Consider the following 22,830-nt stretch of genomic DNA (forward strand, 5'->3'; position numbering starts at 1 on the left):
CTACTGCTTGACCGCAAAAACCCACAGCGAGCCCCCAGCCGGTACCGTGGCAAGCCGCTCGTCACCGGAGAAGATCGAGTAGACGCCGCCGTACCCGCTCGTCACGGCGACATACTGCACGCCGTCCTGCTGCCAGGTCACCGGTTGTCCCTCGATGCCCGAGCCGGTCTGGAACTGCCAGAGCTTCTTGCCGGTGTCGGCGTCGAAGGCCTCGAACTCGCCGGTCAGCGCGCCCGAGAACACGACGCCACCCGCGGTCGACAGCACGCCCGAGAAGCGCGGGATGTCGCTTGGTGCTTCCCACTTCGCCTTGCCGGTCATGGGGTCGATCGCCTTCAGATGCCCGCGCGGACCATCACCCCATTCCCAGAGGTCGGTGAGGTCCATTCCCAGATACCATTCACCCTGCTTGAAGGTGACGGGCTCCGTCTTGTAGTGCCCGCCGAAGGCGAGCGTGTTGGCGTAGGCGAGCCCGGTCTGCGGGTTGAAGGACATCGGCTCCCAGTTCTTGCCTCCGAGCAGCGACGGAAAGACAACGACCTTCTTGCCCTCGCGCGCGTCCTTGCTGACATCGGTCTCGATCGGCCGGCCCGTCTTCATGTCGATTCCGGTCGCCCAGTTGACCTTCACGTAAGGATTGGCCGCGAGCAGCTTTCCGTTGGTGCGGTCGAGCACGTAGAAGAAGCCGTTGCGGTTGGCGTCCATCAACACCTTGGTCGGCTTGCCCTCGACGTTCATGTCGGCGAGGACCATCTCGGCCACGCTGTCATAGTCGAACGGATTGTTCGGCGAGAACTGGTAGTGCCACTTGATCTTGCCCGTCTTGGGATCCATCGCCAGCACGGAGCAGGTGTAGAGGTTGTCGCCCGGGCGCACTGCGGAATTGAACGGGCCGGGATTGCCGATACCCCAATAAACCGTGTTCAGCTCGGGATCATAGGAGCCCGTAATCCAGGTCGAGCCACCGCCGAGCTTCCAGGTATCGCCCTTCCAGGTGTCGCCGCCGGGCTCGTCCGGGGAGGGGATCGAATGGGTGCGCCACAGGTGCTTGCCCGTTGCCGGATCCCAGCCGTCGATGAAGCCGCGGATGCCGAACTCGGCGCCGGAGATGCCGGTGATCACGACGCCGTCGGCGACCAACGGTGCCACCGTCATCGAATAGCCTTCCTTGATGTCGGCGGCCTTCTGCCGCCACAGCTCCTTGCCGTCCTTGGCGTCGAGCGCGATCACGTGGGCGTCGAGCGTGGTGCGGAATACCTTGCCGTCATAGAGTGCGGCGCCGCGATTGATGATGCCGCAGCAGACGATGCGCGGCGTTTCGGCAGGATACTCGACCTTGGATTTCCAGATCTGCTTGCCGGTCTTGGCGTCGACCGCCATGGTCGCGTTGTGCGACGTCACGTAGATCACGCCCTGGTACACCAGCGGCTGCGATTCCTCGCTGCGATCGTCGTTGAAAGAGTAGTTCCAGACCGGGACAAGGTTCTTGACGCTGTCCTTGTTGATCTGGTTCAGCGTCGAGAAACGCTGAAGATTGTAGCCCATCCCGTAGTTGAGAACGTTCGATGTATCGGTCGCGCCTTTGACCAGCTGCTCGCTGGTTTGTGCACTTGCACAAGTCGATGCAAGCATGACGAGGCTCGCGGCCATCGCAAAGCGTTTCATCCGTCCCTCCCAATATGCGCGCCTATTGACGCTGCGACAGCAACACTCCGCCCGAATGCAAAACGCGTCAATACGAAAGTCGTAATTGCGATGCCGGAATGTTGGCGGCCGGAAGCCGGTCACCTGACGGAAACCTGACAAGCAACTCTCACTTGTGCGCAGGCGCTGAAGAAATTCCGCGGCATGGAGCAGGGCGCGTGCGCGACGACAGCTGTCGGACCGACGGGTTCCGCAAGTTGTACGGGCGCAGGCTGCAATTCGGGGCTTGAATCGACGCTCGCTTGTGGACTTATGTCCTTTCGATCCGGCTCGAATCGGAGCTCTTGGTGAGGGAGGTTTTCATGATGTCGCGTCGCTCTGTTGCACTTGCGCTCACGATTGCACTGCTGTCCGGTCCGGCATGGTCGGCCTCCGGCAATGCTGTCAAGACGTTCGATACCGACCATGACGGCACGCTCGATCTTGCCGAGGTGAAGAAGGCGGCGGCCGCGTTGTTCGCCAAGCTTGATCCCGATCACGACGGTACGCTCGACGCCCGCGAATTGCGCGGACGGTTAACGGCGAAAGAACTCGCCGCCGCCGATCCCGATCGCGACGGGACTCTCACGCTCGACGAATATCTCTCCGTGGTGGAGCAGCGCTTCAACGCGGCGAATCCCGACAAGGATGGAACGCTGGATCCGAAGGAGCTGAACTCGCGCGCCGGCCGCGCGCTGCTGCGCTTGTTGCGGTGAGAACCGCGCCGCTTGACTGGGAGCGAAGGCGAGTTGCCCGAGAGAGAAATTTGCAAGCGCGATGCGACAGTTCGCTGTGTCAACGGCGCGATTCCAGACTTGCGCTGTGCCTGACGCAGCCCTAGGTTTTGGCCGGCGCGATGTCGCGCTCAATCCCTTGGGAGTCCCCGAATGGCCTGGAAAGCTCCGAAGATCTTGGAAGTGCCGGTCGGCATGGAAATCAACATGTACGCCTGCGCTTTGCGCAAGTAAGACCACAAGTAAGACTGACGACCTGCCGCGGCTTCGATGGCAACCACCGTCGAAGCCGTGGTAGTGTCGGGGATGCGCGCGAGAGCCCTTACATTCTGTACCATAGCCGCCTGCACCGTCGCGCTCGCGCCGGCATGCGTCAGCGCCGAAGAGGGCTTCGATACCGAGCACATCTTCGGCTTCATGATCGGCACCGATGTCGGCAATCCCGGCGAGCGCGAATTCCAGACCCAGACGACAGGACGATTCGGCAAAGGCGGCGGGACCTATCGCGCCCTCTCGCAGGAGGTCGAGATCGAGATCGTGCCGCTGCCGAACTTCCGCATCGAGGTCGGCGGCACCGCCACCCTGCACGACATCACCGGCGTCCCCGACATCGGCGACCGCCGCCAGTTCAATTTTCAGGGCGCTTCGCTCGACCTGCGCTATCGCCTGCTCGATCGCGAGCGCGCGCCATTCGGGTTGACCGTCGCCGCCGAACTCCATGGCGACCGCATCGACGAGACCTCTGGCGCAAAAGGGCGGATGTACGGTACCGATTTCACGCTCGCCTTCGATCGCGAACTGATCCCGAACTTCGCCATCGGGGCGCTCAACCTGATCTATCAACCCGAATGGGCGCGCTTCGAGATGGCGGGGTTGTCCGAAAAGAGCTCAACCATCGGCGCGGCCTTCGCGGGCCTCGTGCGCGTGCGGCCCGATGTGCTGCTCGGCGGCGAGGTGCGCTACTTCCGGCAGTACGAAGGCATCGGCCTCGGCGAGTTCGCAGGCCAGGCCCTCTTCGTCGGTCCGACCGCTTACTTCCAGCTTTCCGAGCGCTCGCGCCTGACCATGAGCTGGAGCATGCAGGCCTGGGGCCGTCCGGCCGGATCGGGTGGAAATCTTGACCTCGTCAATTTCGAGCGCCATCAGGCGAGGCTGGTGTTTGGGGTCAATTTCTAGCGCTCGCTCCCGGTTGCGGGGAGAGGCGACGGGGGCAATTCCCGCTCCATTTCGCGCGGCAGGATTGAAACTTCCCGCTCCTGGGAACGTAATCTTTTGTGCTAATCTTCATCGCCTCTGCGAGGATCCCGGCATGAATCCGATCGACCTGGTGGTGACTGTGTGTGCGGTGCTCTCGCCTGCGACCTGCGAGGAGCAGCATCTGGTGTTCAACTATGCGGGGTCGCCGACGCAATGCGCGATGGCTGCCCCGCCCTATATCGCGCAATGGGTTGGCGACCATCCGAAGTGGCAGGCAGTGCGGTGGCGCTGCGAATATCCTCACCCGAACGACAAAGCGTGAGTCGCCGGCGTTATTTCGTGCAGTCCTTCAGATCCTTGTCGGCGATCGAGAACACCGCATCCGCCTTGATCTCGATGTCGCGCACGATGCATTGCCGCGCATTGGGATAGCTGACCCTGGCGTCGTAGCGGCCGGGCTCGACGCCGGTGATGCGCAGCCGCTCGTCGTGGTCGACCTCCTTGTCTTTGTCGTTCAGGCACTGGTTCGGCCCCCACTCGGTCTTCCCGGCCGGGGAGAGCTGGAAGCCGGAGATCGCCTCCGTCGTCAGATTCCAGAGCCGGATACCCTTGCCCTTGGCCTGGGCGAGCGCCGCGCCCGGCATCGCAACCAACAGGATGCCGATCGCAATCAGCGTACGCCGCATGATGACCCTCCCGCGAAGATGTCGTTGGTCCAATTGACCATGAGTTCTCATTGCGATTCAAGCTGCAACGCCGCGAGCTCGGCCCTGATCTTGCCGAGTTCGGCCTCGCTGCGCTCCGCGCGCGGGATGGCAATCGGCACCTCGCGCACGATGCGCGCCGGTCGCGGCGACAGCAAGAACAGGCGGTCGCCGAGCCGGATCGCGTCATCCAGACTGTGGGTGACGAGCAACGTCATCACCGGACGGCGCGCCACCAGCGTCGCGATCTCGTCGCGCAAACGGCCGGCGAGTGCGTCGTCGAGCGAGGCGAGGGGCTCGTCGAGCACGAGCAGGTCAGGCTCGACGGCAAAGGCGCGAGCGAGCGCGACGCGCCGGGCGAGGCCAAGCGACAGCTCGCCTGGAAAATGACTGCGATGCGCGTCCAGCTCCAGGATCCTGAACAGCTCGGCGAGCTTGGCGTCGGTGACATCGGGTGCCGCAAGCCGCACATTCTGCTCGACCGAGCGCCATGGCAGCAGCCGCGGCTCCTGGAAAACCATACCGATCCGCGCTTCCGGCGGGCGCGAGACGCGTCCCTCGAAATCGCGGTCGAGGCCGAGGATAATGCGCAGCATCGTGCTCTTGCCGCAGCCGGACGGTCCGATCAGCACGCCGACCTCGCCGGATTGAAGCGCGAAGCTGACCGGCGCGAGCACCTCCTGCGTCCCGCCCGCGGCACTCTTGAACCTCTTGCCTGTGATATCGACCTCAAGCCGCACGGGGTCGCCATCGTGTTGCGCGGGCTTCGAACGGTTGCACCAGCGCGGTCTCGATCACGAGCACGACGGCGGCGAAGGTTAGCGAATAGGCCAGCAGCCGCGGCGTGTCGAACAGCTGGAAGGCGACGCCGATCTCGAAGCCGACGCCGTTGGGTCGCCCCAGGAGTTCGGCGACCAGCACGATCTTCCACACCAGCGACAATCCGGAGCGGGCTGAGGCTGCGATATAGGGCGCCAGTTGCGGCAGCACGACGTGGCGGAAAGCGCGCCAGCGCGGCATCGCGAACACGCTCGCCATCTCGTCGAGCGAGCGGTCGAGCGCGCGCGCGCCCTCGCGCAGGGTGACGATGGCGGTCGGCAACTTGTTGATGGCGATCGCCGCGATCGCTGCGGCTTCGGTGAGCCCGGCCCAGATATAGGCCAGCACGATCACGACCAGCGCGGGCAGGTTCAGGAGCAGGATTAGCCAGGGATCGCCGAGCCGGTCGGCGAGCTTCACCCGTCCCATCAGATAGCCGATGGCGCTGCCGAGCGACATCGCCAGCACGAAGGCGAGGCTTACGCGGGCAAGCGTTGCGCCGAGATGCAGGAACAGCGCGCCGCTCGATGCTTCCGCGACGACGACGTCGAGCACGGCGGGCGGGGAGGGCAGCTTCGCGGCGCCGACGAAGAGGGCGGCGATCCACCAGATCGCGAGCAACAGGGCAAACGACAGAAGACGCAGCACCTCACTCCCCGGCAACTGCGTGATAGAACGTGCCGGGATCGAGCTCGGCAGCCGGGCCGACGAGGTCGCGGCCGCCGGTCTCGGCCAGCACGCGGTAGAGCACGCGCGCGTCCCTTTCTTCGTCATCGATGCTCCGGCGCGGAATGCCGTCGCGATAGCGCTCGCGATAAGTCTTGAGCAGGGTGGCATCGCTCGTGCCGGTGAGCGGTGCGATCTTGTCCCAGGCGGCATCGGAGGTCACCAGCAGCTGCTTGGCCTTGCGGGTCATCGCGATGAAGCGCGCCACCGCATCGCGATGACTTGCCGCCCAGGTTTCGTCGAAGACATAGCCGACCGCGGAGACCGCGCCCTTGGCGCCGAGTTTCGGCAATATGTCCTCGATACCGGCAAGGCGTCTAAAACCCTTGGCCTCCAGCTGTGCGCAGAAATTCCAGAAATTGAGGCTCGCATCCATCTCGCCGTCGAGCGCCTTGGCGGCGAGCAGAGGCGGAGCACCATAGACGATGGTCGCCTCCGATTTCAGGTCGATGCCGTCCTGCTTCATGCGCGCCTGGAGCAGCAGCCAGCTCTTGTCGATGGGACCGCCGCCGACGGCGAGCTTGCGGCCCTTCAAATCGGCGAGCGACTTGATCGGCGAGGAGGCCGGCACCATCACCGCGCCGAGCGCGCTGGAATAGGGATAGAAGGTGAGCTTGGCGCCAAGCGTGCGCTCGCGAGACACCCACAGCCAGTCGGACAGGATGATGTCGGCATTGCCGGCGCGCAGCGCGATCTTGCCGGCCTCGGGGCTCGCAAGCTCGGCGACGTCGAGCGACAGGTCGGCCTCCTTGTCGAGGCCGTTGGCGCGGATCGCGGCCAGCTCCCAGGAGAATGTTCCGGTCTTCTGCACCGCAAGGCGAATCGTATCCGCGGCGCGGCCGGGCCCGGTTAGCGTCAGCGCCAGCGCCACCGCGAGCGCCAATGATCGACCAAATGTTCTCATCACCTTGTGAGCCGTTTCCTCTGACAGAAGTGCTTTTCAGGACAATACGCATAGCATAGCTTCCGTCGCAACCAGCGGGAGGACGCTCATGAATCTGGCCGGACAGCTACGACCGATTGTCGCCGCATTGGCGGTGTGGGCTGCGACCGCGCTCGCCGCGCAGGCTGAACAGGCCAATGATTATCCGACGTCGGCGCGTGCCGAGTATGTCTATGGCTGCATGAAGGCGAATGGCGAGAGCCGGCAGGCGATCGAACAATGTTCCTGCTCGATCGACGTGGTGGCCTCGATCGTGTCCTATGAGCGCTACGTTACCGCAGAAACCGCGCTCAGCATGTCCCAGGTCCGCGGCAATCTCGGCGTCCAGTTCCGCACCTCGGAGCAGGCGAACTCGGCCGTGAATGATTTGAGGCGTGCCCAGGCGGAAGCCGAGGTGAGGTGTTTCTGACCGCTTGGTTGTACGACCATCGTATTCGTCATGCCCGGGCTTGTCCCCGGGCATCCACGTCTTGGCGGCACCTAAGATCGTGGATGGCCGGGACAAGCCCGGCCATGACGACCGGGAGCCTCACGTCCCCGGCTTCTCCACGTCCCACTCGTTCCGGAACACGTGTCCGTCCGTGTCCTTGGCTTCCGCGCGAAAACGCTTGGCGCCGTTGGATACATAGGTGAAGCGCAGATTTGGATCTTCCGAGATCGAGATGCCGCCTTCCATCGACAGCACGGGGCTGTCGTCCTGCGTCAGCTTGAGCTGGTTGATGAAGAAGGCGGGAATGTAGAGCTGTGTGACCTGGTCCATCTGCAGGCCGGAATTGTTGGGATGGCCGATCATGATCTGCGCTTCCCGCATGCGGCTCGCCGGGGCCTCCTCGCGCGCGAATTGGCGGTAGCGCATCTGGCCGAGCCGGTTCTGGGCCTCCTCGGCATTCTTCCCTGCTGGTGCCGAGCAGCCGCCGGAGGCCTTCACATAGACTTTCGAGACATAGAGCTGGCCATCGCTGAGCTCGGCCACCGCATGAACGTCGGTGTAATTGTTGACGCGCACGCGGGTCGAGATTTCAGTGATGTTGGCATCCGGTCCGAGCTCGAACTTCGCCGCCATCGGCGCGGGATTACGATCGATCACCAGCGTGATCGAACGGATGCGGCGGGCATCGCCGGGCGAGAGCTTGCTGCGCAGAGTCACCGGCACGATGGCCGCGTCTTCGGCACGATACGGCATCTCGATTCCAATGACATTGCCGCCGTCATTCATCGGACGGTTGCTGAAGATGTCCTGCACCAGGCCCGGCCAGGGATCGTAAGCCTCTTCCGCCTGCGCCGGCACGGCGAATGCAATGCCGAGGAGCAGGGCGATCAGAGGCAGTCGGCGCGTGCATCCCGTCATGGTCATGGTCCCGCGGACGAAGCAACGTTTCACGCATCGTAGCGCGTCCGCTACTCCCATTCAATTTCCGAAAATGCTGCGGTTGCGTTGCGGGCGTTGTAGTCGTCGAACAGCTCCCAGTGCGGCCGTTCCGAGGCGGCGGCCTTGTCTGCAGCGGTTCGGATCCGTTCGCCCTTCTTGTTCGACGCCCGGATGTCCGCCAGCAGTGCCGTCAGATAGCGCCGTTCATCGGTCAGCGCGGCAGGCCATTCACTCACAGGTCCGTGACCGGGAACGACGCGCTGCGCCGGAATGCTCTCGAGTTCCGCGAGGATGCGAAGCCAGCCGCGAATGCTGCCGTCCATCACCGGAATATGGCGGAGGAAGATGAGGTCGCCAGTGAACAGCGTCTTCGTCATCTCATCGAACACGGTCAGGTCATTGTCGCTGTGCCCGGCCGGCCAGGCCCGCAGGGTCAGGCGGCGCGCACCGAGATCGAGCATCAGGGTGTCCGTGACGAGCATTGTGGGCGGCACGATTTTCACGGGAGATATCAATTCGTCGCCCATGATGCGCCTAAAATTGTCGAGATAGTACGGCCCACGGGCAGCGAGCGCCCGCGGCAGTCGGCTGTGACCGACGAAAATGGTGTCCCCGGCGACGAAAGCCGCATTGCCGAAAACATGGTCGGGATGGCCGTGGGTATTGATGACGTAGCGGATCGGCTTGCTGGTGCGGGCCCGCACCGCCGCCAGCAGCGCCTCGCCCTCGCGAACGCTACCGCCGGTATCAATCACGGCCACCGCATCTTCGCCCACGATGAAGCCGACATTGGCGATGTCGCCCTCGTTCTCGCGGGTCATCAGGGCGATGGTCCCGGAGTGTACGAAGATTCCCGGCGCGACTTCGCTCACAGGCAATTCGGCCGCTGCGGCGCATGCTAGCGTCGCTGTTACCAGGGACAAGGCTGCGATCACGAGAGCGATGCGAGACACTTTTCAGCCTCAGTTCAAAGGTTGCGCGCATTGCACTGCAACAAAGAAAGCCAGCACAAAGTCTGGCAAAACATGGCGCGTCATGCGTTGCATGGCTAGCATTCAAACAAGCCTAGGAGGAAGCGCGATGACGGAGGCCGGACGACATCGTCGCTGGTTGCTTTCACTGAGTATCCTGGTTGCGTCTTGCGCGTTCGGCGACGTCGCCATAGCGCAGACCAACGAGACGGGTGACCTCTCGTTCGAGCTGGTCGACCCCAAGGTGCTGCGCGTCTGTTCCGACCCGCGCAATCTGCCGTTCTCGAATGAGAAGGGCGAGGGGTTCGAGAACAAGCTTGCCGAGCTGTTTGCGGACAAGCTCCAGAAGAAGCTCGACTATGTCTTTTTTCCGCAAGCCACCGGCTTCGTGCGCATGACGCTCGGCTCGCATCGCTGCGACGTCATCATGGGTTTTCCCCAAGGCGACGACCTCGTGCAAGGCACCAATCCCTATTACCGCACGAGCTATGCCTTGGTCGCGAAAACAGGCAGCGGGCTGGAGGAGGTCGACACGCTCGAGGATGCCAGGCTGAAGGGCAAGCATGTCGGCATCGTCGCCGGCACGCCGCCTGCGACCAACATGGCCATCGCGGGACTGATGGGTGATGCAAAGCCCTATCCGCTGATGATCGACACGCGCTACGACAATTCGGCGCAGGCAATGATCGATGATCTCACGGCGGGCAAGATCGACGCCGGCGTGCTGTGGGGACCGATGGCAGGGTTCTACGCGAAGAAGGCGGGGTCGCTTCATGTCACGCCGCTGGTGAAGGAAACCACCGGGCCAAAACTGGTCTATCGCATCGGCATGGGCGTGCGTGGCGCCGACCAGAACTGGAAGCGGCAGCTCAACAAGCTGATCCAGGAGAACCAGGGCGAGATCAACAATATCCTGCTCGATTTCGGCGTGCCGCTGCTGGACGAGAATGATCGGCCGCTCGGCGCGGAGACGGCCAAGAAGGCACCATGAGGCAGACGCCATGAGGCGGCACCTTGCGGCTGCGCTGGTCGCCGCCGTGCTGGTGGCGCCGGTCGTTGCGCAGCAGCAGGAGCCGTTCGAGCCCGAGGGCTATCGCACCGACAACTACCGCGCGCCCGTGCCGGCGACGCTCGGCGAGGCGCGCGTGCTGTCGACGTCAGAAGCCGAGGCGATCTGGCACGCGAAGAGCGGCGCCTTCATCGACGTGCTGCCGCGCGCGCCGAAGCCGAAGAACCTTCCCGCGGGTACCGTTTGGCGCGAGGCGCCGCGCAAAAATATTCCGGGCAGCATCTGGCTGCCGGATACCGGCTACGGCATGCTGCCGCCCGCCATGGACGACTATTTCCAGCGCGGCCTGGCGCGTGCATCACACGGCGATAAGACCGCGCTGCTCGTGATCTATTGCCTGGCCGATTGCTGGATGTCCTGGAACGCCGCCAAGCGCGCGCTCGCGTATGGCTATTCCAACGTCGCCTGGTATCCCGATGGCACCGATGGCTGGGAGCGTGCAAAGCTTCCTACTGAGGAGGCGCAGCCCGAGCGGCGGCCGGAGCAATAGGCAAGAGATCGTCATGCCTGGGCTTGTCCCGGGCATCCACGTTTTTCGTGCCTCGTGGCTGTGCTTGGATGGCCGGGACAAGCCCGGCCATGACGCCCTGTCGCACGTGGGAAGAGGCGAGGAAAAGCTTACTGCTTCTGCAACTTCGTCAGCGTGCCCGTCCCGTTATTGTCGGTCGCAGAGTAGCTCACCCTGTCGCCGGCGTGGACGGCGTCGAGCATCGCGGCATCCTTGGCCTTGTACTCCTGGAGCGCGCCGGCGCCGCCTGCGCTGCCGCCGACTGTGCCCTTCTGCGTCTGCTGGATCGAAATCGTGCTGTTGAGCCGATCTATCCGGGTGACCATTCCGGTCAGATCGTCAGCGAATGCGCTGCTTGCGAGCATGCTGATGGCTGCAGCGCCTGCGAAGATGAATTTCGTGGTTCCCATCGAGGCCTCCCGATGCCTTGGATTACCCGTCGACAAGACATCCTAGACCGATTTGGTTCCGGCATATAGCACGGCGGCAGGTTAATGATCGCCATGGAGGCGCGGGAACCGGCCGCAAGCGGTCAATGAGGCTGACTCTATTCCATTTCCTGCTGGATCACGCGTCCAAGCGCAAACAGCCGCTGGTCGATGGTGGTGGGAACCTCGCAGACGAATCGCACCACCTTGTGGCGGTCCTCGAAAATGCGAGTCTTCCAGATCAGCTCGTTGCTGAGCGCATCGACCTTAGCCTCGTCGCGCGGCGTGGCGCCTTGGAGCGCCTGAAGCTGGACGCTCTCCTCGCGGATCTTGTCGGCGGCTTCCCGCTGCTTGCGGCTGACGCGTTCCAGCCCGCTCATGACCTGCGAGCGCTGAGCGTTGAGCGTGTCGAACAGGCCTGCGAACAGCAGTTTTGCGTTCGTGGTCTTGTCGGCCGCGGAGCCCGCCAAAAACTCCTTCACCAACTTCTCGCCCTCGTCCAGCGGCGTCTTGCGTGCCGACAGTTTGGCGACCAGCGCGCTGACCTTGGCGTCGTCCTTCCATTTGTTCTGCACGTCGTCGAGCGGAGGACCAGCCCATACGGCGGCGAGCGAAATTTCCGGCACTTTGGCCTGAGTGCAGGGCCAATCCGGATAGCGCGGATCGGCCGCGCGTGCCGCCGTGCTCGCGGCTGCGAGCATCAGAGCGGCCATGGCCAGAACCCGAACCGTCATCCTTCGCCTCCCGCAGGCCCCCGTCGCGCCAGCCCGCGCGAGGGATCATAGGCCAGAATCGCGCCGATCATGAAGACGATTGTGCAGGTCGCGACCACCGCCAGCGAGATCCAGTTGATCTGTCCGTACAGCGCGAAGCGGATCAGCTCGACCGCATGGGTGAACGGATTGGCCTCGCAAACATAGTAGAGATATGGGCTGCCCTCCTGCACCCGCCAGAGCGGGTAGAGTGCCGATGAAGCGAAGAACATCGGGAAAATGACAAAATTCATCACGCCGGCAAAGTTCTCCAGCTGCTTGATGCCGGAGGAGATCAGCATGCCCAGCGAGCCCAGCATCAGTCCGGACAGGATCAGGGCCGGCAGCACGGTGAGATAGCCCGATAGGGGAGGGGTGATGTCCCAGAACCAGGCTATCAGCAGGAACGCGTAGACCTGGAGCAGCGACACCGCGGTGCCCGCGAGCAGCTTGCAGAACAACAGGTAGCCGCGCGGCAGTGGGCTCACCAGCAGCGTGCGCATGTTCCCCATCTCACGGTCATAGACCATCGAGAGCGAGGACTGCATGCCGTTGAAGAGCTGGATCATGGCCATCAGCCCCGGCGCGATGAAGACCTCGTAGAGGATGTAGGTCTCGTAGGGCGGGATGATGGAGATGCCGAGCACTTGGCGGAACCCGGCGGCGAAGATGAACAGCCAGACCAGCGGCCGCACCAGCGCCGAGACGAACCGCTCGCGCTGGTGCAGGAAGCGCAGTCCCTCGCGCCAGACAATGCCCGTGAGGCAGGTCATGTATTCGGCGGCCGAGAAGCCGCGCTGCGCCTCGCGCGTGGTGATGCTGCTCATGCGCCGCCGCCCGGCAGGGTCTGCGCGCCGGTCAGGCGCATGAAGGCGGTGTTGACGTCCTGCGCGCCGGCTTCCGCGACGACGCGGCTCATCGGTCCCTGCGCCAGCACCTTGCCCTGATGCAGCACCACGAGATCGTCACCGGCCATGATTTCGTCGAACAGATGCGTGGCCCAGAGTACGCCGATGCCTTGCTCGCTCACGAGCTGGCGCACATGGCTGATGATGTCGGCGCGCGCCTTGACGTCGAGGCCGACGGTCGGCTCGTCCAGCAAGAGCAGGCGCGGCCGGTGCAGCAGCGCCCGGGCGATCTCCAGCCGCCGCATCTGCCCGCCCGAGAGATCGCGCACCTTGCTGCCGGCGCGCTCGGTAAGCCCGATGCGACCGAGCAGCTCGGCGGCTCGAGCGCCGGCTTCGCGGCGGCTGATGCCGTGGAGTGCGGCGTGATAGAGCAGGTTCTGCGTCAGCGACAGATCGAGATCGAGCGTGCGCGGCTGGAACACGACGCCGAGCAACCGCAGCGCCTCGCCGGGACTCTTGCTGATGTCATGGCCGAAAATGCCGACGCGGCCGGACTGGATGCCGAACAGGCGCGTGATCAGCGAGAACAGCGTGCTCTTGCCCGCCCCGTTGAGGCCAAGCAGGGCCGTGAAGCTCGCGGGCTGCACGTTGAAGGACACGTCCATCAGCGCGCGGCGCGGTCCATAGGCGTGGCTGACGTCGTCGATCGATAGCGCGGGCACGGTCGCCGGATCGGGCCTTGGTGTTTCGCGTTGTTCGGCGATGGGAACAGGGCTGGTCATGGCGCGATCGTGATACCCCAGGGCAGTTCGCCCACTTGAATGGTCTTGATCACCTTTTGCGCGGCGACGTCGATGACGGAGACGTCGTTCGAGACGCCATTGGTGGTGAGCAGAAATTTTTCGTCCGGGGTGAATGCCATGTGCCAGACCCGCTGTCCCACCAGCAGATATTTCGTCACCTTGCGCGAGGCGGTATCGACCACGGCGACGCGATTGGCGGGACCGAGCGCGATGAAGGCGGTCTTGTCGTCCCGGGTCATGCCGATGCCAACGGGCTGGATCGCCTCTTTCCTCAACCCCGGAATCTCGAAATTGATCTTGCCGGTCACCTCGTGCTTTCCGGGGTCGATGATCGAGACGGTGCCGCCGATCTCCGAGGACACCCACAATTCGGAAGCGTCGTGCTTGAATTCGGCAAAGCGCGGTCGCGCGTCGACCAGCACGTTGGCGACGATCTGGCGCGACGACGTGTCGATGAAATGCGCCATGTTGGTGGTCTCGGACGTGTTGATCAGCGTCTTGCCGTCCGGGCTGATGGTCATGCCCTCGGGCTCGACGCCGACCTGGATGTCGCCAAGGCGAGCGCGCTTCTCGAGGTCGATCACGGTCACTGTGTTGTCGTTCTCGTTGGCGACATAGAGGACCTTGCCGGCGGCATCCTGGGCGAACAATTCAGGGTCGGGACCGGAGGGCAGGCTGTCCACCACGGTTTGCGTCTTCGCGTCGATCATCTGGATCGTGTCGTCGTCGCCGACCGCGACCATCACGAACTTTCCGTCGCGCGTGAAGTCGATGCCACGCGGGCGCTGGCCGACCTTGATGGTCTTGGTCACCGTCCAGCTTTCGGTATCGATCACCGACACCGTGTTGCTCTTCTCGTTCGAGACATAGGCGATGAACGCATGCGCCGGCGCCGCCGCCAGCGCTAGTCCGGACAGCAATCCAACGCGCCACAAGCGCAACATCTTCTTCCTCACTTCAGCTTGCATTTGCTCTCCGGGCGGTCATAGCCGAGCGTGTCGAGCTCGGAGACCTGGTGCAGGAAACCTTCTTGCGGCGACACCGACACCACCATGCGGCCATCGACCAGCAGGATCGGCTGGCGCAGCTGCAGGTTCCAGTCGCGCAAGGTCAGCTTCGTGCCCTTGAAGGCGGCGACCGAGAACTCCGGGCCCTTGATGAAATCGGTGACCTTCTTGACGTCGCCGGAATTGGTGCGCGACGTGGCCTCTCCGATCATGCGCACGGCGGTCCACGCCTGCATGTCGAGCGCAGTCATCCGCCGCGCGTTGAGCTTGACGAAGCGGTTCTGCATCTGGATCGCGCCCCACTGGTCCTGCGCAGCGTCCCAGCTCCGCGGCACGAGGCCGGCCGAGCCCGCGACAGGCCGTGGATCCCAGGTGCGATAGGGCAGGTAGGCGCCGAACACCTCGCTCTCGTCAGCGGCGACCAGTACATCATAGGCCGGAGCTTGTTGCGTGAACACCGGCATCTGCCGCTGGATCAGCGTCACGCCGGAGTCCGTGCGGCGCGCGCCGCCTTTGTCTTCGAAGCTGCGCTCCTGCACGATCTTGGCGCCGAACCGCGTCGCGGTGCGCCGGAGCGCATCGGCGAACAGTCTGTCCTCGTCATGCGAGCCAACCACGAGCAGCCAGCGCTTCCATTGCTTCCACATTAGATACTGACCGAGCGCATCGGCCAGCATTGCGCGCGTCGGCGCGGTGTGGATGACGTTGGCACGGCAATCGGCCTCGCGCAGCCGCTCGTCGATCGCGCCGGCGTTGAACAGCAACGTGCCGCGCTCGCGCAGGGCGTCGGCGACCTTCAGCAGCGTGTCGGCCGGCAGGTCGGCGATGATGAAGCCGTTGCGTGCGGCGAGCTCTGTCGCGGCCTGCACGGCATCTTCGCCCTCCTTGATACGACGCTCCTCCAGCGCAAATCGCTGGTTGAGGAATTTGCCGGTGGTGTTGTTGTCCTCGATGGCCAGGCGTGCGCCGGCGACGCCGTCATTCTCCACGGGCTGCTCGACCAGCGACAGCGTTGATCTGGTGCCGGCGATTCCGAGATAGCCGACGCCGATCATGACAGGGTCGGCTGCGAGCGCACTCGTCGCAGCAAAACCCAGGCCGATCAGGCCGACCAACCATCGGATCATGTTTCCTCCAGATGTTCTCCCCGGCTTGACCGCCGATGGAGAATTGTCTCTGCTAAAGCATGACCGATTTGTCAGGGCATGCAACCCCGCATTTCGTCCTCACGCCGCCACGCCGGGAATCACGATCATGCGAGCGCTGATATGTTTCGCCGCTTTGCTGTTGACGGGCTCGGCCGCATTCGCCGACCCGCCGAAACTCGCGGTGTTCGATTTCGAACTGATCGACACCAGCCTGCCTGGCGAGTTCTACGGCTCCAAGCCCGAGGAAGCGCGGCTCGACCTCATCAGCGAGCAGTTGCGCAAGGCACTGGTTGAGTCAGGCAGGTTCCAGCTGCTCGATATCGCGCCGGTCCGGGACGCGGCCCGTCACGCCAATCTGCAGGCCTGCGGCGGCTGCGACCTCAAGCTTGCCGGGCAGCTGGGTGCCGATTTGGAAATCACCGGCATGGTGCAGAAGGTCTCGAACCTGATCATCAATCTGAACATCTACCTGCGCGACGTGAAGACCGGAAACATGATCACGGCCGCGAGCGCCGACATGCGCGGCAACACGGATGAATCCTGGACGCGCACGATGAGCTATCTGATCCGCAACCGCTTGCTGGCGCCGAACTACGGCAAGCCGTGAGGGAGATATTTACCCCTTCAATCGCTCCGCATGCCAGTGCAGGTGATCGCCCATGAAGGTCGAGATGAAATAATAGCTGTGGTCGTATCCCGCCTGCCGCCGCAGCGTCAGCGGAATGTTGGCCTTGGCACAGGCCGCCTGCAGCAATTCAGGACGAAGCTGCTCTTTCAAAAAGTTATCGGCCTCGCCGACGTCGACGAGGAAGCCTGAAAACTTCGCGCCGTCCTCGATCAGCGCCACCGTGTCGTGGCTGCGCCAAATGTCCTTGTTCGGCCCGAGATAGCCGGTCAACGCCTTGATGCCCCAGGGCACGAGCGACGGCGCCACGATCGGCGCAAAGGCGCTGGCCGCGCGAAAACGGTGCGGGTTGCGCAGCGCGACCGTCAGCGCGCCATGGCCGCCCATCGAATGGCCCATCACCGATTGGCGCTTCGCATCGACCGGAAAATTTTCCGCCACGAGTTTCGGCAGTTCGTCGGTGACGTAGCTCCACATGCGATAATTGCGTGAAAACGGCGCTTCCGTCGCGTCGACATAGAAGCCGGCGCCAAGACCGAAATCATAGGCATTATTGGCATCGCCGGGCACGTCGGGGCCTCGCGGGCTGGTGTCGGGCGCGACGAAGATCAAGCCGAGCTCGGCGCAGGCTTTGCGGAATTCGCCCTTCTCGGTGACGTTGGCGTGCGTGCAGGTGAGGCCGGAGAGATACCAGACCACAGGCAGCTGGGCGCCCTGTGCGTGCGGGGGAACATAGACCGAGAACGTCATGTCGGTTCCGGTCGCCTGGCTGGCATGGCGATACACGCCCTGCACGCCGCCATAGGATGTATTGGTCGAGACAGTCTGGATCGTCATGCCGTTATGCTCCGTGGCATCAAACCACATCAGGATTGCAACGCTTGTGTGACCGAATTCGCGGCGGCCGTCAGGCCACGCCGCTGTCGATCGCCAGCCGCACCAGCTCGACAGAGGTTTTCACCCCGAGCTTCTGGCGCATGATGGACGAGGTGTTGGCGACAGTCTTGTAGGACGACTGCACCAGCCAGGCGATCTCGGATAGGCTCTTTCCGGCGCTGAGCAGCCGCAAAATCTCCATCTCGCGCGCGTTCAGCTTCGACAGCGGGCTTTGCGCCAGCGCGGGTCCCGCAAAGGCGATGCTGCGCGCGATCGCGCTCGGCAGATAGGTGCCGCCGCCGCCGACGGTGCGAATCGCCTCGACGAGATCGTCGGGGTCACCGGTCTTGGAGACATAGCCCTTGGCGCCGCACTCGATCGCCCGCGCGGCAAAAGCAGGGTCGTCGTTCATGCTGAACATGATGATCCGGGCCTCGGGCGCGCGCTCGAGGATGCGGCGCGCGAGCTCGAAGCCGGACACGGTCGGCAGGTTGATGTCGATGATCGAGAGGTCGGGGCGCTCGACGATGAAGACGCACTCGCCGTCTTCGGCGTCGGCGGCCTCCAAAATCTCGATCTCGCCCTCGTCCGCCAGCACGGCACGGCAGCCGGAGGCGACGATGGGATGATCGTCGACGATCAAAATGCGCATAGGCGTTCCTCGCGACAGCGTCTTGGCCTGTTTCGCGCCCGGCCGGGATTGCTGTACGCTTTCGATTAGATATCGGGCGCTTCGCCTCTGTCAACGTTATCGGACAAGGGGCAGGCCAATCCTTCGCGGGGGCACGGGCGATACCAATGTGGCAAAATCTATCCTTGCGCGGGCGCATCAACCTGCTGCTGGCGCTGCTGCTGGCGCTGGGACTCGCCGTCAATATCGGCCGCCAGGTCGCGGAAGCCGGGCCGCGCGTGCAGGCCGAGGACCAGAGCGTGATCCGGCTCGCGCGCGAATTCATCGAGATGATCGTTGCGGATCTCAACGAGGCGCCCGATCCGGATGCCAGGCTGAACCAGATCGCACGCGACCTCAGCCGCCTGCGCCATGTCAGCATCGCGCTTCGGGACGAAGCCGGCCGTCCGCTGACGCAGCCCCGGACCGACGCCGATGACGACACCCGCGCGCCGCCGGCCTGGTTCGTCAGCCTGGTTCATCCCGAGCAGACCGCGGTGAGCGTGCCCGTCTCGATCCATGGCAAGCCGGGTTCGCTGCTGATCACCTCCCATCCCGATGACGAGATCGCCGAGATCTGGGACGCCATCGTGACCCAGCTCGAGGTCGGCTCGGTGATCGCGCTGGCGCTGTTCCTGGTGATGATGAATGTGATCGGCCGGGCATTGGCGCCGCTCCAATCCCTTGCGGACGTGATGGCCGAGCTCGAAGACGGGCGTTATCAGGCGCGCGTCGCGCCGGGCGGCGCGCCGGAACTCGCCGCGATCTGCACCAAGCTCAACCATCTTGCGGCAACGCTCAGTGACGCCATCGAGGACAAGCGGCGCCTCGCCGAGCGAACGGTGTCGCTCCAGGACGTCGAGCGCAAGGAGATCGCGCGCGAGCTCCATGACGAGTTCGGGCCATACTTGTTCTCGCTACGCGCGCATGCCAGCGCGCTGGCGAAGCAGGCGGACGGACGCGCCCCGAATGCGGAGGCCGTGCGAAAACACGGCAGTGCCATGCTGGAGCAGATCAACGCGCTTCAGCAGTTCAATCGCCGCGTGCTGGAGCGCCTCCGGCCAGTCGGCCTGGCCGAGTTCGGCCTGCGCCAGGCGCTGGAATCGCTGTCGCGGCTGTGGCGGGAGTCGCATCCCGATGTCACCATCGAGACCGTGATCTCGCCGGCGCTTGGCGTCACCGGGGAGACCGCCGACCTCACCATCTACCGCATCGTGCAGGAGGCGCTCACCAACGTGTTCCGCCACGCCGGCGCGACCTCGGTTAACGTCGTCATCGAGCCGGTGGCGGAGGCGGCAAGCGACGGCCGCAGCTGTGCCCGGGTGCGGGTCAGCGACAATGGCCGCGGCATGGAGCCCGGCCAAAAGCTCGGCTTCGGGCTCGTCGGCATGCGCGAGCGGATTCTCGCGCTGGGCGGCACGCTCAACGTCGTCTCGGGTGACGGTGGTCTGACCGTAGAGGCCCTGGTCCCGACGGCAGCGGCCTGATCGCGTCGGGAAAAATTCCCGATTTGGTCGGGAAAATTGGTGCGATACGGCCCGACCTTTTGTGGCTGGCGCACGCATTCCTGCCGATTACACTCGTCTCGACCAACCGGGGGAAGATCAAAACAGTCGGTGGTCACGGATGGGAAGGCTGGGATGGGCGATCGTGTTTGGTTCAAGCGTTTTCGGTTCAAGCCTATTGGGTTCAAGCCTCTTGGGTTCAATCGTCGTTTGTTGATCGCCTTGGTTTCGACCGGGCTGCTCTCCGTCTTCGCGATCCCCGCGGGGGCCGCGCAGGACGAGGAAACCAACGTCCAGAACCTGCCGCCGGTCGAGGTGACGGCGCCGCCGCGGTCAACGGCGCGGCGCACCGCGTCATCGCGTCCGGTCGCGCACATCGGAGCGCCGTCATCCGCCAGCCCCAAGACGCGCCTCTACGTCTATCCGACCGCGCCGGGTACCGGCAGAGGTCTTGACGTCGACAAGGTCCCCTCGGCGATCAACGCCGTCGACGCCAGCCAGATCAAGCGCACCGGCTCGCTGAACATCACCGACGCGCTTCGCGACAACATCGCCGGCGTCAACATCAGCGAGGTTACCGGCAATCCATTTCAGCCGGATGTCGAATTCCGCGGCTTCGTTGCCTCGCCGGTGACGGGCACGCCGCAAGGCCTCGCTGTGTATCAGAACGGGGTTCGCATCAACGAGGCCTTCTCCGACGCCGTCAACTGGGACCTGATCCCGACCGCGGCGATCCGGTCGGTGACGCTCGTGACCAACAATCCCGCCTTCGGCCTCAACGCGCTGGGCGGCGCGATCAATTTGCAAATGAAGGACGGTTTTACCTATCAGGGCGCGGAGCTTGATCTCATGGGCGGCTCGTTCGGCCGCATTCAGGGCTCGGCGCAATGGGGCAAGACGGTCGACAAGAACTACGGCGTCTATGCCGCGCTCGAAGGCCTGCACGACAACGGCTTCCGCAATTTCTCCCAATCGGACGTGCGGCGCTTCTACGGCGACGTCGGTTACAAGGCGGGCGACAGCGAATTCCACGCCAACATGGGCGTCGCCAAGAACGATTTCGGCGCCAACGCCACCGTTCCCGCCGAGCTGCTCGACAAATATTGGGGCGCGACCTACACGACCCCGCAGACCACTTCCAACCGCGTCGGCTATCTCAACCTGACGGGCAAGGTCGATGCGACGCCGACCTGGACACTCGAAGGCACCGCGCATGTGCGCAGGTACGAGCAGAAGCTCGTCGACGGCAATCCGACCGACGCGCAGGAATGCACTGACCCGGGGCTCGCTGGGCTTCTTTGCTTCGGCGACGGCGCCACACCGGCAAACGGCGTGAACGGCCTGCCGCTTGCCAATCCTTTCGCGTCCGGGACCATCCTCGGCGAGATCGACCGGAGCTCGATACGTTCGACCACCTTCGGCGTGTCGGGGCAGGCCACCAACACCGACCAGCTGTTCGGCCACGACAACCGCTTCGTGATGGGCGCGACCTATGACGCCAGTGTCACGCGCTATAACGCCACCGCCGAAATCGGCACGATCGGAGAAAGCTACGTCGTCAGCGGCGGCGGCCTCTTCCTGGGGCCGACTGGCGTACCTGATACCGTTGCCGGCCCTGTCTCGCTGCGGACCGTCAATCAATATAACGGCCTCTACGCAATGGACACGTTCAATATCACGGACGCCTTCGCCGTCACCGGCGGCGGCCGGTTCAACGTCGCGCGCATCACGCTGGAGGATCAGCTCGGGACCGATCTCAACGGCGATCACACCTTCACCCGCTTCAATCCGGTAATCGGCGGCACCTACAAGATCACGCCGGAGCTGACGGCCTACGCCGGCTATTCCGAGGCCAACCGCGTTCCGACGCCGCTCGAGCTCGGCTGCTCGGATCCAGCCCGTCCCTGTCTGATTGCCGCGTTTCTCGTCTCCGATCCGCCATTGAAGCAGGTCGTGTCCAAGACCGTGGAAGCGGGCCTGCGCGGCAGCAGGGAGCTGAACATCGGCACGCTCGGCTGGAAAATCGGCGGCTTCCGCGCCACCAATTACGACGACATCGTCGCCGTTCCCGCAGTCGGCCGCACCGGCTTCGGCTATTTCTCCAACGTCGGCCGTACCAGGCGTCAGGGGCTCGAAGCTGAGGTCAACATCAAGTCGCCCACGCTTCAGTTTCAGGCGAGCTACGCTTTCGTCGACGCACGCTATCTCGACGCTTTCGCGCTCGGTTCCGAAAGCCCGTTCAGGGATACTGTCACCGAGACCATTCAGGTGCTACCCGGCAACCAGCTCCCCGCGATCCCGCGCCATCGCGTCAAGGTCGGCATCGACTATGCCGTCACCGACGTGTGGAAGGTTGGCGGCAACGCGCTGTTCGTCTCCAGCCAATATCTGGTCGGCGACGAGTCCAACCAATATACGAAGCTGCCGTCCTACACCGTGTTCAACTTGCACACGTCCTACCAGGTGACCAAGAACGTCCAGCTCTACGGCAAGATCGACAATATCTTCGACAGGCGCTACGCGACCTACGGACAGTTCTTCGACCGCGAAGCCGTGCCCAACTTCACCAATGGCGGTGCCGAGTTCACCGACCCGCGCTCGCTCAGTCCGGCAAGGCCGCGTGCGTTCTATGCGGGGATGCGGGTGACGTTCTGATCTTGGCTCGGTAAGCCCGGGTTGGCGCCGCCCGGCATGGCGTGTCACGCCGGCTCTGCTCTACCTCAAGCCGATTGACTCATTGTTCATGTTTTGTTCTTATGCTGCTCGTCCAGCCAAGGGAGCGAGCCATGGACAACCGCATCAACGAAATCCGCAGGATCATCAGGGCGTTACGCGTCAGCATGCGTGAGGCCGAGGCGATCATGCATGAGCAGATCAACAGGGACGAGGACTGCAGCTTCGTCGCAGGCGAAGTCATGAAGATGCGCACGGTAATGAGCGGGCTCGTTCAGGAGCGGGCCGCGCTCGGAGACACCGACCCGATCGTCGTCGCCAGCCTGTTCGTTCCCCGCCGTCGGCCGATGCCATCGCGCGTCGGGGTTGAGAAGCGCAGCCTTGTTCCGCCGCGAAAGATGGCACGAGCATGAAGGGGGAGAGGCCGACCTACTTCTCCGACATGCAGGAGCCGCCGGAATTTCTGAAGGCGCTTCATCATGCGCGGCGCCTGTCCTGCCTCGAGGGTTGGTGCCGCATGCACATCGAGGCCATCCAGGTTGCGATTGATCAGTACGCGGAGGCGGCTCTCGGTAACCGGGAGTTCTTCCTCAATAAGCCGCACAGCATCGGTGGAAGTCGCAGCGGCGGCGACGTGCCGTGACAGCGGTGCGTGTCAGCGTATCGACCTTTTGACATCTCCGATATCCCGCCCGCCGGCGAAGCTTGGCGTCGCGTTGTTTTTACCGATCGGAAACCATAGCGAATGATCCTAAAATTGTAACGAAACTGT

Annotated in this window: 27 protein-coding genes; 12 read left to right on the forward strand and 15 right to left on the reverse strand. The window is 63.9% G+C overall.

The window, feature by feature from the left end; all coding sequences use genetic code 11:
* Positions 1-1,665 carry a methanol/ethanol family PQQ-dependent dehydrogenase gene (locus ACIPUD_RS02925; protein WP_247475187.1) on the reverse strand — a complete coding sequence of 555 codons (1,665 nt, stop codon included), beginning with the start codon at positions 1,663-1,665 and terminating at the stop codon, positions 1-3.
* Positions 1,666-2,006: 341 nt separating this feature from the next.
* On the opposite strand from ACIPUD_RS02925, the gene ACIPUD_RS02930 reads away from it, so the two are divergent.
* The 4 genes from ACIPUD_RS02930 (at position 2,007) to ACIPUD_RS02945 (ending at position 3,936) form a co-directional block, all read left to right on the forward strand.
* A complete protein-coding gene (locus tag ACIPUD_RS02930) occupies positions 2,007-2,399 on the forward strand; it encodes a calcium-binding protein (RefSeq protein WP_446480079.1) in 393 nt (130 codons plus the stop codon).
* Between the two features lie 171 nt (positions 2,400-2,570).
* Positions 2,571-2,651, forward strand: a complete 81-nt coding sequence (pqqA, locus tag ACIPUD_RS02935) for a pyrroloquinoline quinone precursor peptide PqqA (protein WP_446480136.1) — start codon at positions 2,571-2,573, stop codon at positions 2,649-2,651.
* 36 nt (positions 2,652-2,687) lie between these two features.
* Complete coding sequence (locus tag ACIPUD_RS02940; RefSeq protein WP_446480080.1) at positions 2,688-3,593, forward strand: hypothetical protein; 906 nt, start codon at positions 2,688-2,690, stop codon at positions 3,591-3,593.
* A gap of 133 nt (positions 3,594-3,726) precedes the next feature.
* Positions 3,727-3,936: a hypothetical protein gene (locus tag ACIPUD_RS02945; RefSeq protein WP_027566545.1), complete on the forward strand. Its 210-nt coding sequence runs from the start codon at positions 3,727-3,729 to the stop codon at positions 3,934-3,936.
* A gap of 10 nt (positions 3,937-3,946) precedes the next feature.
* On the opposite strand, the gene ACIPUD_RS02950 is transcribed toward ACIPUD_RS02945, so the two are convergent.
* From ACIPUD_RS02950 to ACIPUD_RS02965, 4 genes are read right to left on the reverse strand one after another with little or no spacing between them, the layout of a single operon-like run.
* Positions 3,947-4,300: a hypothetical protein gene (locus tag ACIPUD_RS02950; protein WP_446480081.1), complete on the reverse strand. Its 354-nt coding sequence runs from the start codon at positions 4,298-4,300 to the stop codon at positions 3,947-3,949.
* Positions 4,301-4,347: 47 nt separating this feature from the next.
* Positions 4,348-5,058 carry an ABC transporter ATP-binding protein gene (locus ACIPUD_RS02955; RefSeq protein ID WP_018460295.1) on the reverse strand — a complete coding sequence of 237 codons (711 nt, stop codon included), beginning with the start codon at positions 5,056-5,058 and terminating at the stop codon, positions 4,348-4,350.
* Positions 5,048-5,785: an ABC transporter permease gene (locus tag ACIPUD_RS02960; protein WP_018460294.1), complete on the reverse strand. Its 738-nt coding sequence runs from the start codon at positions 5,783-5,785 to the stop codon at positions 5,048-5,050. Before ACIPUD_RS02960 ends, ACIPUD_RS02955 begins: the two co-directional genes overlap by 11 nt.
* Position 5,786: 1 nt before the next feature.
* Positions 5,787-6,767, reverse strand: a complete 981-nt coding sequence (locus ACIPUD_RS02965) for an ABC transporter substrate-binding protein (protein WP_446480082.1) — start codon at positions 6,765-6,767, stop codon at positions 5,787-5,789.
* Between the two features lie 88 nt (positions 6,768-6,855).
* Here ACIPUD_RS02965 and ACIPUD_RS02970 point away from each other — a divergent pair, with 88 nt between their 5' ends.
* Positions 6,856-7,215 carry a hypothetical protein gene (locus ACIPUD_RS02970; protein ID WP_018460292.1) on the forward strand — a complete coding sequence of 120 codons (360 nt, stop codon included), beginning with the start codon at positions 6,856-6,858 and terminating at the stop codon, positions 7,213-7,215.
* 120 nt (positions 7,216-7,335) lie between these two features.
* On the opposite strand, the gene ACIPUD_RS02975 is transcribed toward ACIPUD_RS02970, so the two are convergent.
* Both ACIPUD_RS02975 and ACIPUD_RS02980 read right to left on the reverse strand, forming a co-directional pair.
* On the reverse strand, positions 7,336-8,154 hold the full coding sequence (locus ACIPUD_RS02975; RefSeq protein WP_446480083.1) for a quinoprotein dehydrogenase-associated SoxYZ-like carrier: 819 nt from the start codon (positions 8,152-8,154) through the stop codon (positions 7,336-7,338).
* A gap of 50 nt (positions 8,155-8,204) precedes the next feature.
* On the reverse strand, positions 8,205-9,128 hold the full coding sequence (locus ACIPUD_RS02980) for a quinoprotein relay system zinc metallohydrolase 2 (protein WP_085350571.1): 924 nt from the start codon (positions 9,126-9,128) through the stop codon (positions 8,205-8,207).
* Between the two features lie 127 nt (positions 9,129-9,255).
* On the opposite strand from ACIPUD_RS02980, the gene ACIPUD_RS02985 reads away from it, so the two are divergent.
* Positions 9,256-10,137, forward strand: a complete 882-nt coding sequence (locus tag ACIPUD_RS02985) for a substrate-binding domain-containing protein (RefSeq protein WP_085350572.1) — start codon at positions 9,256-9,258, stop codon at positions 10,135-10,137.
* A 10-nt stretch (positions 10,138-10,147) separates the two neighbouring features.
* Complete coding sequence (locus ACIPUD_RS02990; protein WP_085395381.1) at positions 10,148-10,705, forward strand: PQQ-dependent catabolism-associated CXXCW motif protein; 558 nt, start codon at positions 10,148-10,150, stop codon at positions 10,703-10,705.
* A gap of 128 nt (positions 10,706-10,833) precedes the next feature.
* Here the strand turns inward: ACIPUD_RS02990 and ACIPUD_RS02995 are convergent, their stop codons facing one another.
* The 6 genes from ACIPUD_RS02995 to ACIPUD_RS03020 all read right to left on the reverse strand — a co-directional run bounded on the left by ACIPUD_RS02995 (position 10,834) and on the right by ACIPUD_RS03020 (position 15,688).
* On the reverse strand, positions 10,834-11,133 hold the full coding sequence (locus ACIPUD_RS02995; RefSeq protein ID WP_085395379.1) for a copper-binding protein: 300 nt from the start codon (positions 11,131-11,133) through the stop codon (positions 10,834-10,836).
* A 137-nt stretch (positions 11,134-11,270) separates the two neighbouring features.
* Positions 11,271-11,885 carry a hypothetical protein gene (locus ACIPUD_RS03000; protein WP_026233992.1) on the reverse strand — a complete coding sequence of 205 codons (615 nt, stop codon included), beginning with the start codon at positions 11,883-11,885 and terminating at the stop codon, positions 11,271-11,273.
* Positions 11,882-12,730 (reverse strand): ABC transporter permease, encoded by an 849-nt coding sequence (locus ACIPUD_RS03005; RefSeq protein WP_018460286.1) that lies wholly within the window; start codon positions 12,728-12,730, stop codon positions 11,882-11,884. The genes ACIPUD_RS03000 and ACIPUD_RS03005 overlap by 4 nt, the downstream gene beginning before the upstream one ends.
* The gene (locus ACIPUD_RS03010; protein ID WP_018460285.1) at positions 12,727-13,533 is read right to left on the reverse strand and encodes an ABC transporter ATP-binding protein; all 807 of its coding nucleotides are present in this window, start codon (positions 13,531-13,533) and stop codon (positions 12,727-12,729) included. Before ACIPUD_RS03010 ends, ACIPUD_RS03005 begins: the two co-directional genes overlap by 4 nt.
* Complete coding sequence (locus ACIPUD_RS03015) at positions 13,530-14,522, reverse strand: YVTN family beta-propeller repeat protein (RefSeq protein ID WP_446480084.1); 993 nt, start codon at positions 14,520-14,522, stop codon at positions 13,530-13,532. The genes ACIPUD_RS03010 and ACIPUD_RS03015 overlap by 4 nt, the downstream gene beginning before the upstream one ends.
* Positions 14,507-15,688, reverse strand: a complete 1,182-nt coding sequence (locus tag ACIPUD_RS03020; protein ID WP_085361041.1) for an ABC transporter substrate-binding protein — start codon at positions 15,686-15,688, stop codon at positions 14,507-14,509. The genes ACIPUD_RS03015 and ACIPUD_RS03020 overlap by 16 nt, the downstream gene beginning before the upstream one ends.
* A gap of 127 nt (positions 15,689-15,815) precedes the next feature.
* Between ACIPUD_RS03020 and ACIPUD_RS03025 the strand changes: the two genes are divergently transcribed.
* Complete coding sequence (locus ACIPUD_RS03025) at positions 15,816-16,316, forward strand: DUF3280 domain-containing protein (RefSeq protein ID WP_085350576.1); 501 nt, start codon at positions 15,816-15,818, stop codon at positions 16,314-16,316.
* 9 nt (positions 16,317-16,325) lie between these two features.
* Here ACIPUD_RS03025 and fghA read toward each other — a convergent pair whose 3' ends face one another.
* Positions 16,326-17,171, reverse strand: coding sequence for an S-formylglutathione hydrolase (gene fghA / locus ACIPUD_RS03030; RefSeq protein ID WP_085361085.1), 846 nt, complete (start codon positions 17,169-17,171; stop codon positions 16,326-16,328).
* A gap of 70 nt (positions 17,172-17,241) precedes the next feature.
* Positions 17,242-17,862, reverse strand: a complete 621-nt coding sequence (locus tag ACIPUD_RS03035; protein WP_018460280.1) for a response regulator — start codon at positions 17,860-17,862, stop codon at positions 17,242-17,244.
* A 146-nt stretch (positions 17,863-18,008) separates the two neighbouring features.
* On the opposite strand from ACIPUD_RS03035, the gene ACIPUD_RS03040 reads away from it, so the two are divergent.
* From ACIPUD_RS03040 to ACIPUD_RS03055, 4 genes are all read left to right on the forward strand, one after another.
* Positions 18,009-19,367 carry a histidine kinase gene (locus ACIPUD_RS03040; RefSeq protein WP_026233990.1) on the forward strand — a complete coding sequence of 453 codons (1,359 nt, stop codon included), beginning with the start codon at positions 18,009-18,011 and terminating at the stop codon, positions 19,365-19,367.
* A gap of 153 nt (positions 19,368-19,520) precedes the next feature.
* On the forward strand, positions 19,521-22,040 hold the full coding sequence (locus tag ACIPUD_RS03045) for a TonB-dependent receptor (RefSeq protein ID WP_018460278.1): 2,520 nt from the start codon (positions 19,521-19,523) through the stop codon (positions 22,038-22,040).
* A 131-nt stretch (positions 22,041-22,171) separates the two neighbouring features.
* Positions 22,172-22,471: a hypothetical protein gene (locus tag ACIPUD_RS03050; RefSeq protein ID WP_085384859.1), complete on the forward strand. Its 300-nt coding sequence runs from the start codon at positions 22,172-22,174 to the stop codon at positions 22,469-22,471.
* A complete protein-coding gene (locus tag ACIPUD_RS03055; RefSeq protein WP_018460276.1) occupies positions 22,468-22,701 on the forward strand; it encodes a hypothetical protein in 234 nt (77 codons plus the stop codon). The genes ACIPUD_RS03050 and ACIPUD_RS03055 overlap by 4 nt, the downstream gene beginning before the upstream one ends.
* The last annotated feature ends 129 nt before the right edge of the window (positions 22,702-22,830 follow it).

Source organism: Bradyrhizobium sp. CAR08, assembly GCF_052871955.1.

Coding starts and splice junctions, on each gene's coding strand:
- ACIPUD_RS02925 (WP_247475187.1), bottom strand. CDS start 1,665: ATGAAACGCTTTGCGATGGCCGCGAGCCTCGTCATGCTTGCATCGACT.
- ACIPUD_RS02930 (WP_446480079.1), top strand. CDS start 2,007: ATGATGTCGCGTCGCTCTGTTGCACTTGCGCTCACGATTGCACTGCTG.
- pqqA (WP_446480136.1), top strand. CDS start 2,571: ATGGCCTGGAAAGCTCCGAAGATCTTGGAAGTGCCGGTCGGCATGGAA.
- ACIPUD_RS02940 (WP_446480080.1), top strand. CDS start 2,688: ATGGCAACCACCGTCGAAGCCGTGGTAGTGTCGGGGATGCGCGCGAGA.
- ACIPUD_RS02945 (WP_027566545.1), top strand. CDS start 3,727: ATGAATCCGATCGACCTGGTGGTGACTGTGTGTGCGGTGCTCTCGCCT.
- ACIPUD_RS02950 (WP_446480081.1), bottom strand. CDS start 4,300: ATGCGGCGTACGCTGATTGCGATCGGCATCCTGTTGGTTGCGATGCCG.
- ACIPUD_RS02965 (WP_446480082.1), bottom strand. CDS start 6,767: ATGAGAACATTTGGTCGATCATTGGCGCTCGCGGTGGCGCTGGCGCTG.
- ACIPUD_RS02970 (WP_018460292.1), top strand. CDS start 6,856: ATGAATCTGGCCGGACAGCTACGACCGATTGTCGCCGCATTGGCGGTG.
- ACIPUD_RS02975 (WP_446480083.1), bottom strand. CDS start 8,154: ATGACGGGATGCACGCGCCGACTGCCTCTGATCGCCCTGCTCCTCGGC.
- ACIPUD_RS02985 (WP_085350572.1), top strand. CDS start 9,256: ATGACGGAGGCCGGACGACATCGTCGCTGGTTGCTTTCACTGAGTATC.
- ACIPUD_RS02990 (WP_085395381.1), top strand. CDS start 10,148: ATGAGGCGGCACCTTGCGGCTGCGCTGGTCGCCGCCGTGCTGGTGGCG.
- ACIPUD_RS02995 (WP_085395379.1), bottom strand. CDS start 11,133: ATGGGAACCACGAAATTCATCTTCGCAGGCGCTGCAGCCATCAGCATG.
- ACIPUD_RS03000 (WP_026233992.1), bottom strand. CDS start 11,885: ATGACGGTTCGGGTTCTGGCCATGGCCGCTCTGATGCTCGCAGCCGCG.
- ACIPUD_RS03005 (WP_018460286.1), bottom strand. CDS start 12,730: ATGAGCAGCATCACCACGCGCGAGGCGCAGCGCGGCTTCTCGGCCGCC.
- ACIPUD_RS03010 (WP_018460285.1), bottom strand. CDS start 13,533: ATGACCAGCCCTGTTCCCATCGCCGAACAACGCGAAACACCAAGGCCC.
- ACIPUD_RS03015 (WP_446480084.1), bottom strand. CDS start 14,522: ATGCAAGCTGAAGTGAGGAAGAAGATGTTGCGCTTGTGGCGCGTTGGA.
- ACIPUD_RS03020 (WP_085361041.1), bottom strand. CDS start 15,688: ATGATCCGATGGTTGGTCGGCCTGATCGGCCTGGGTTTTGCTGCGACG.
- ACIPUD_RS03025 (WP_085350576.1), top strand. CDS start 15,816: ATGCGAGCGCTGATATGTTTCGCCGCTTTGCTGTTGACGGGCTCGGCC.
- fghA (WP_085361085.1), bottom strand. CDS start 17,171: ATGACGATCCAGACTGTCTCGACCAATACATCCTATGGCGGCGTGCAG.
- ACIPUD_RS03035 (WP_018460280.1), bottom strand. CDS start 17,862: ATGCGCATTTTGATCGTCGACGATCATCCCATCGTCGCCTCCGGCTGC.
- ACIPUD_RS03040 (WP_026233990.1), top strand. CDS start 18,009: ATGTGGCAAAATCTATCCTTGCGCGGGCGCATCAACCTGCTGCTGGCG.
- ACIPUD_RS03045 (WP_018460278.1), top strand. CDS start 19,521: ATGGGCGATCGTGTTTGGTTCAAGCGTTTTCGGTTCAAGCCTATTGGG.
- ACIPUD_RS03050 (WP_085384859.1), top strand. CDS start 22,172: ATGGACAACCGCATCAACGAAATCCGCAGGATCATCAGGGCGTTACGC.
- ACIPUD_RS03055 (WP_018460276.1), top strand. CDS start 22,468: ATGAAGGGGGAGAGGCCGACCTACTTCTCCGACATGCAGGAGCCGCCG.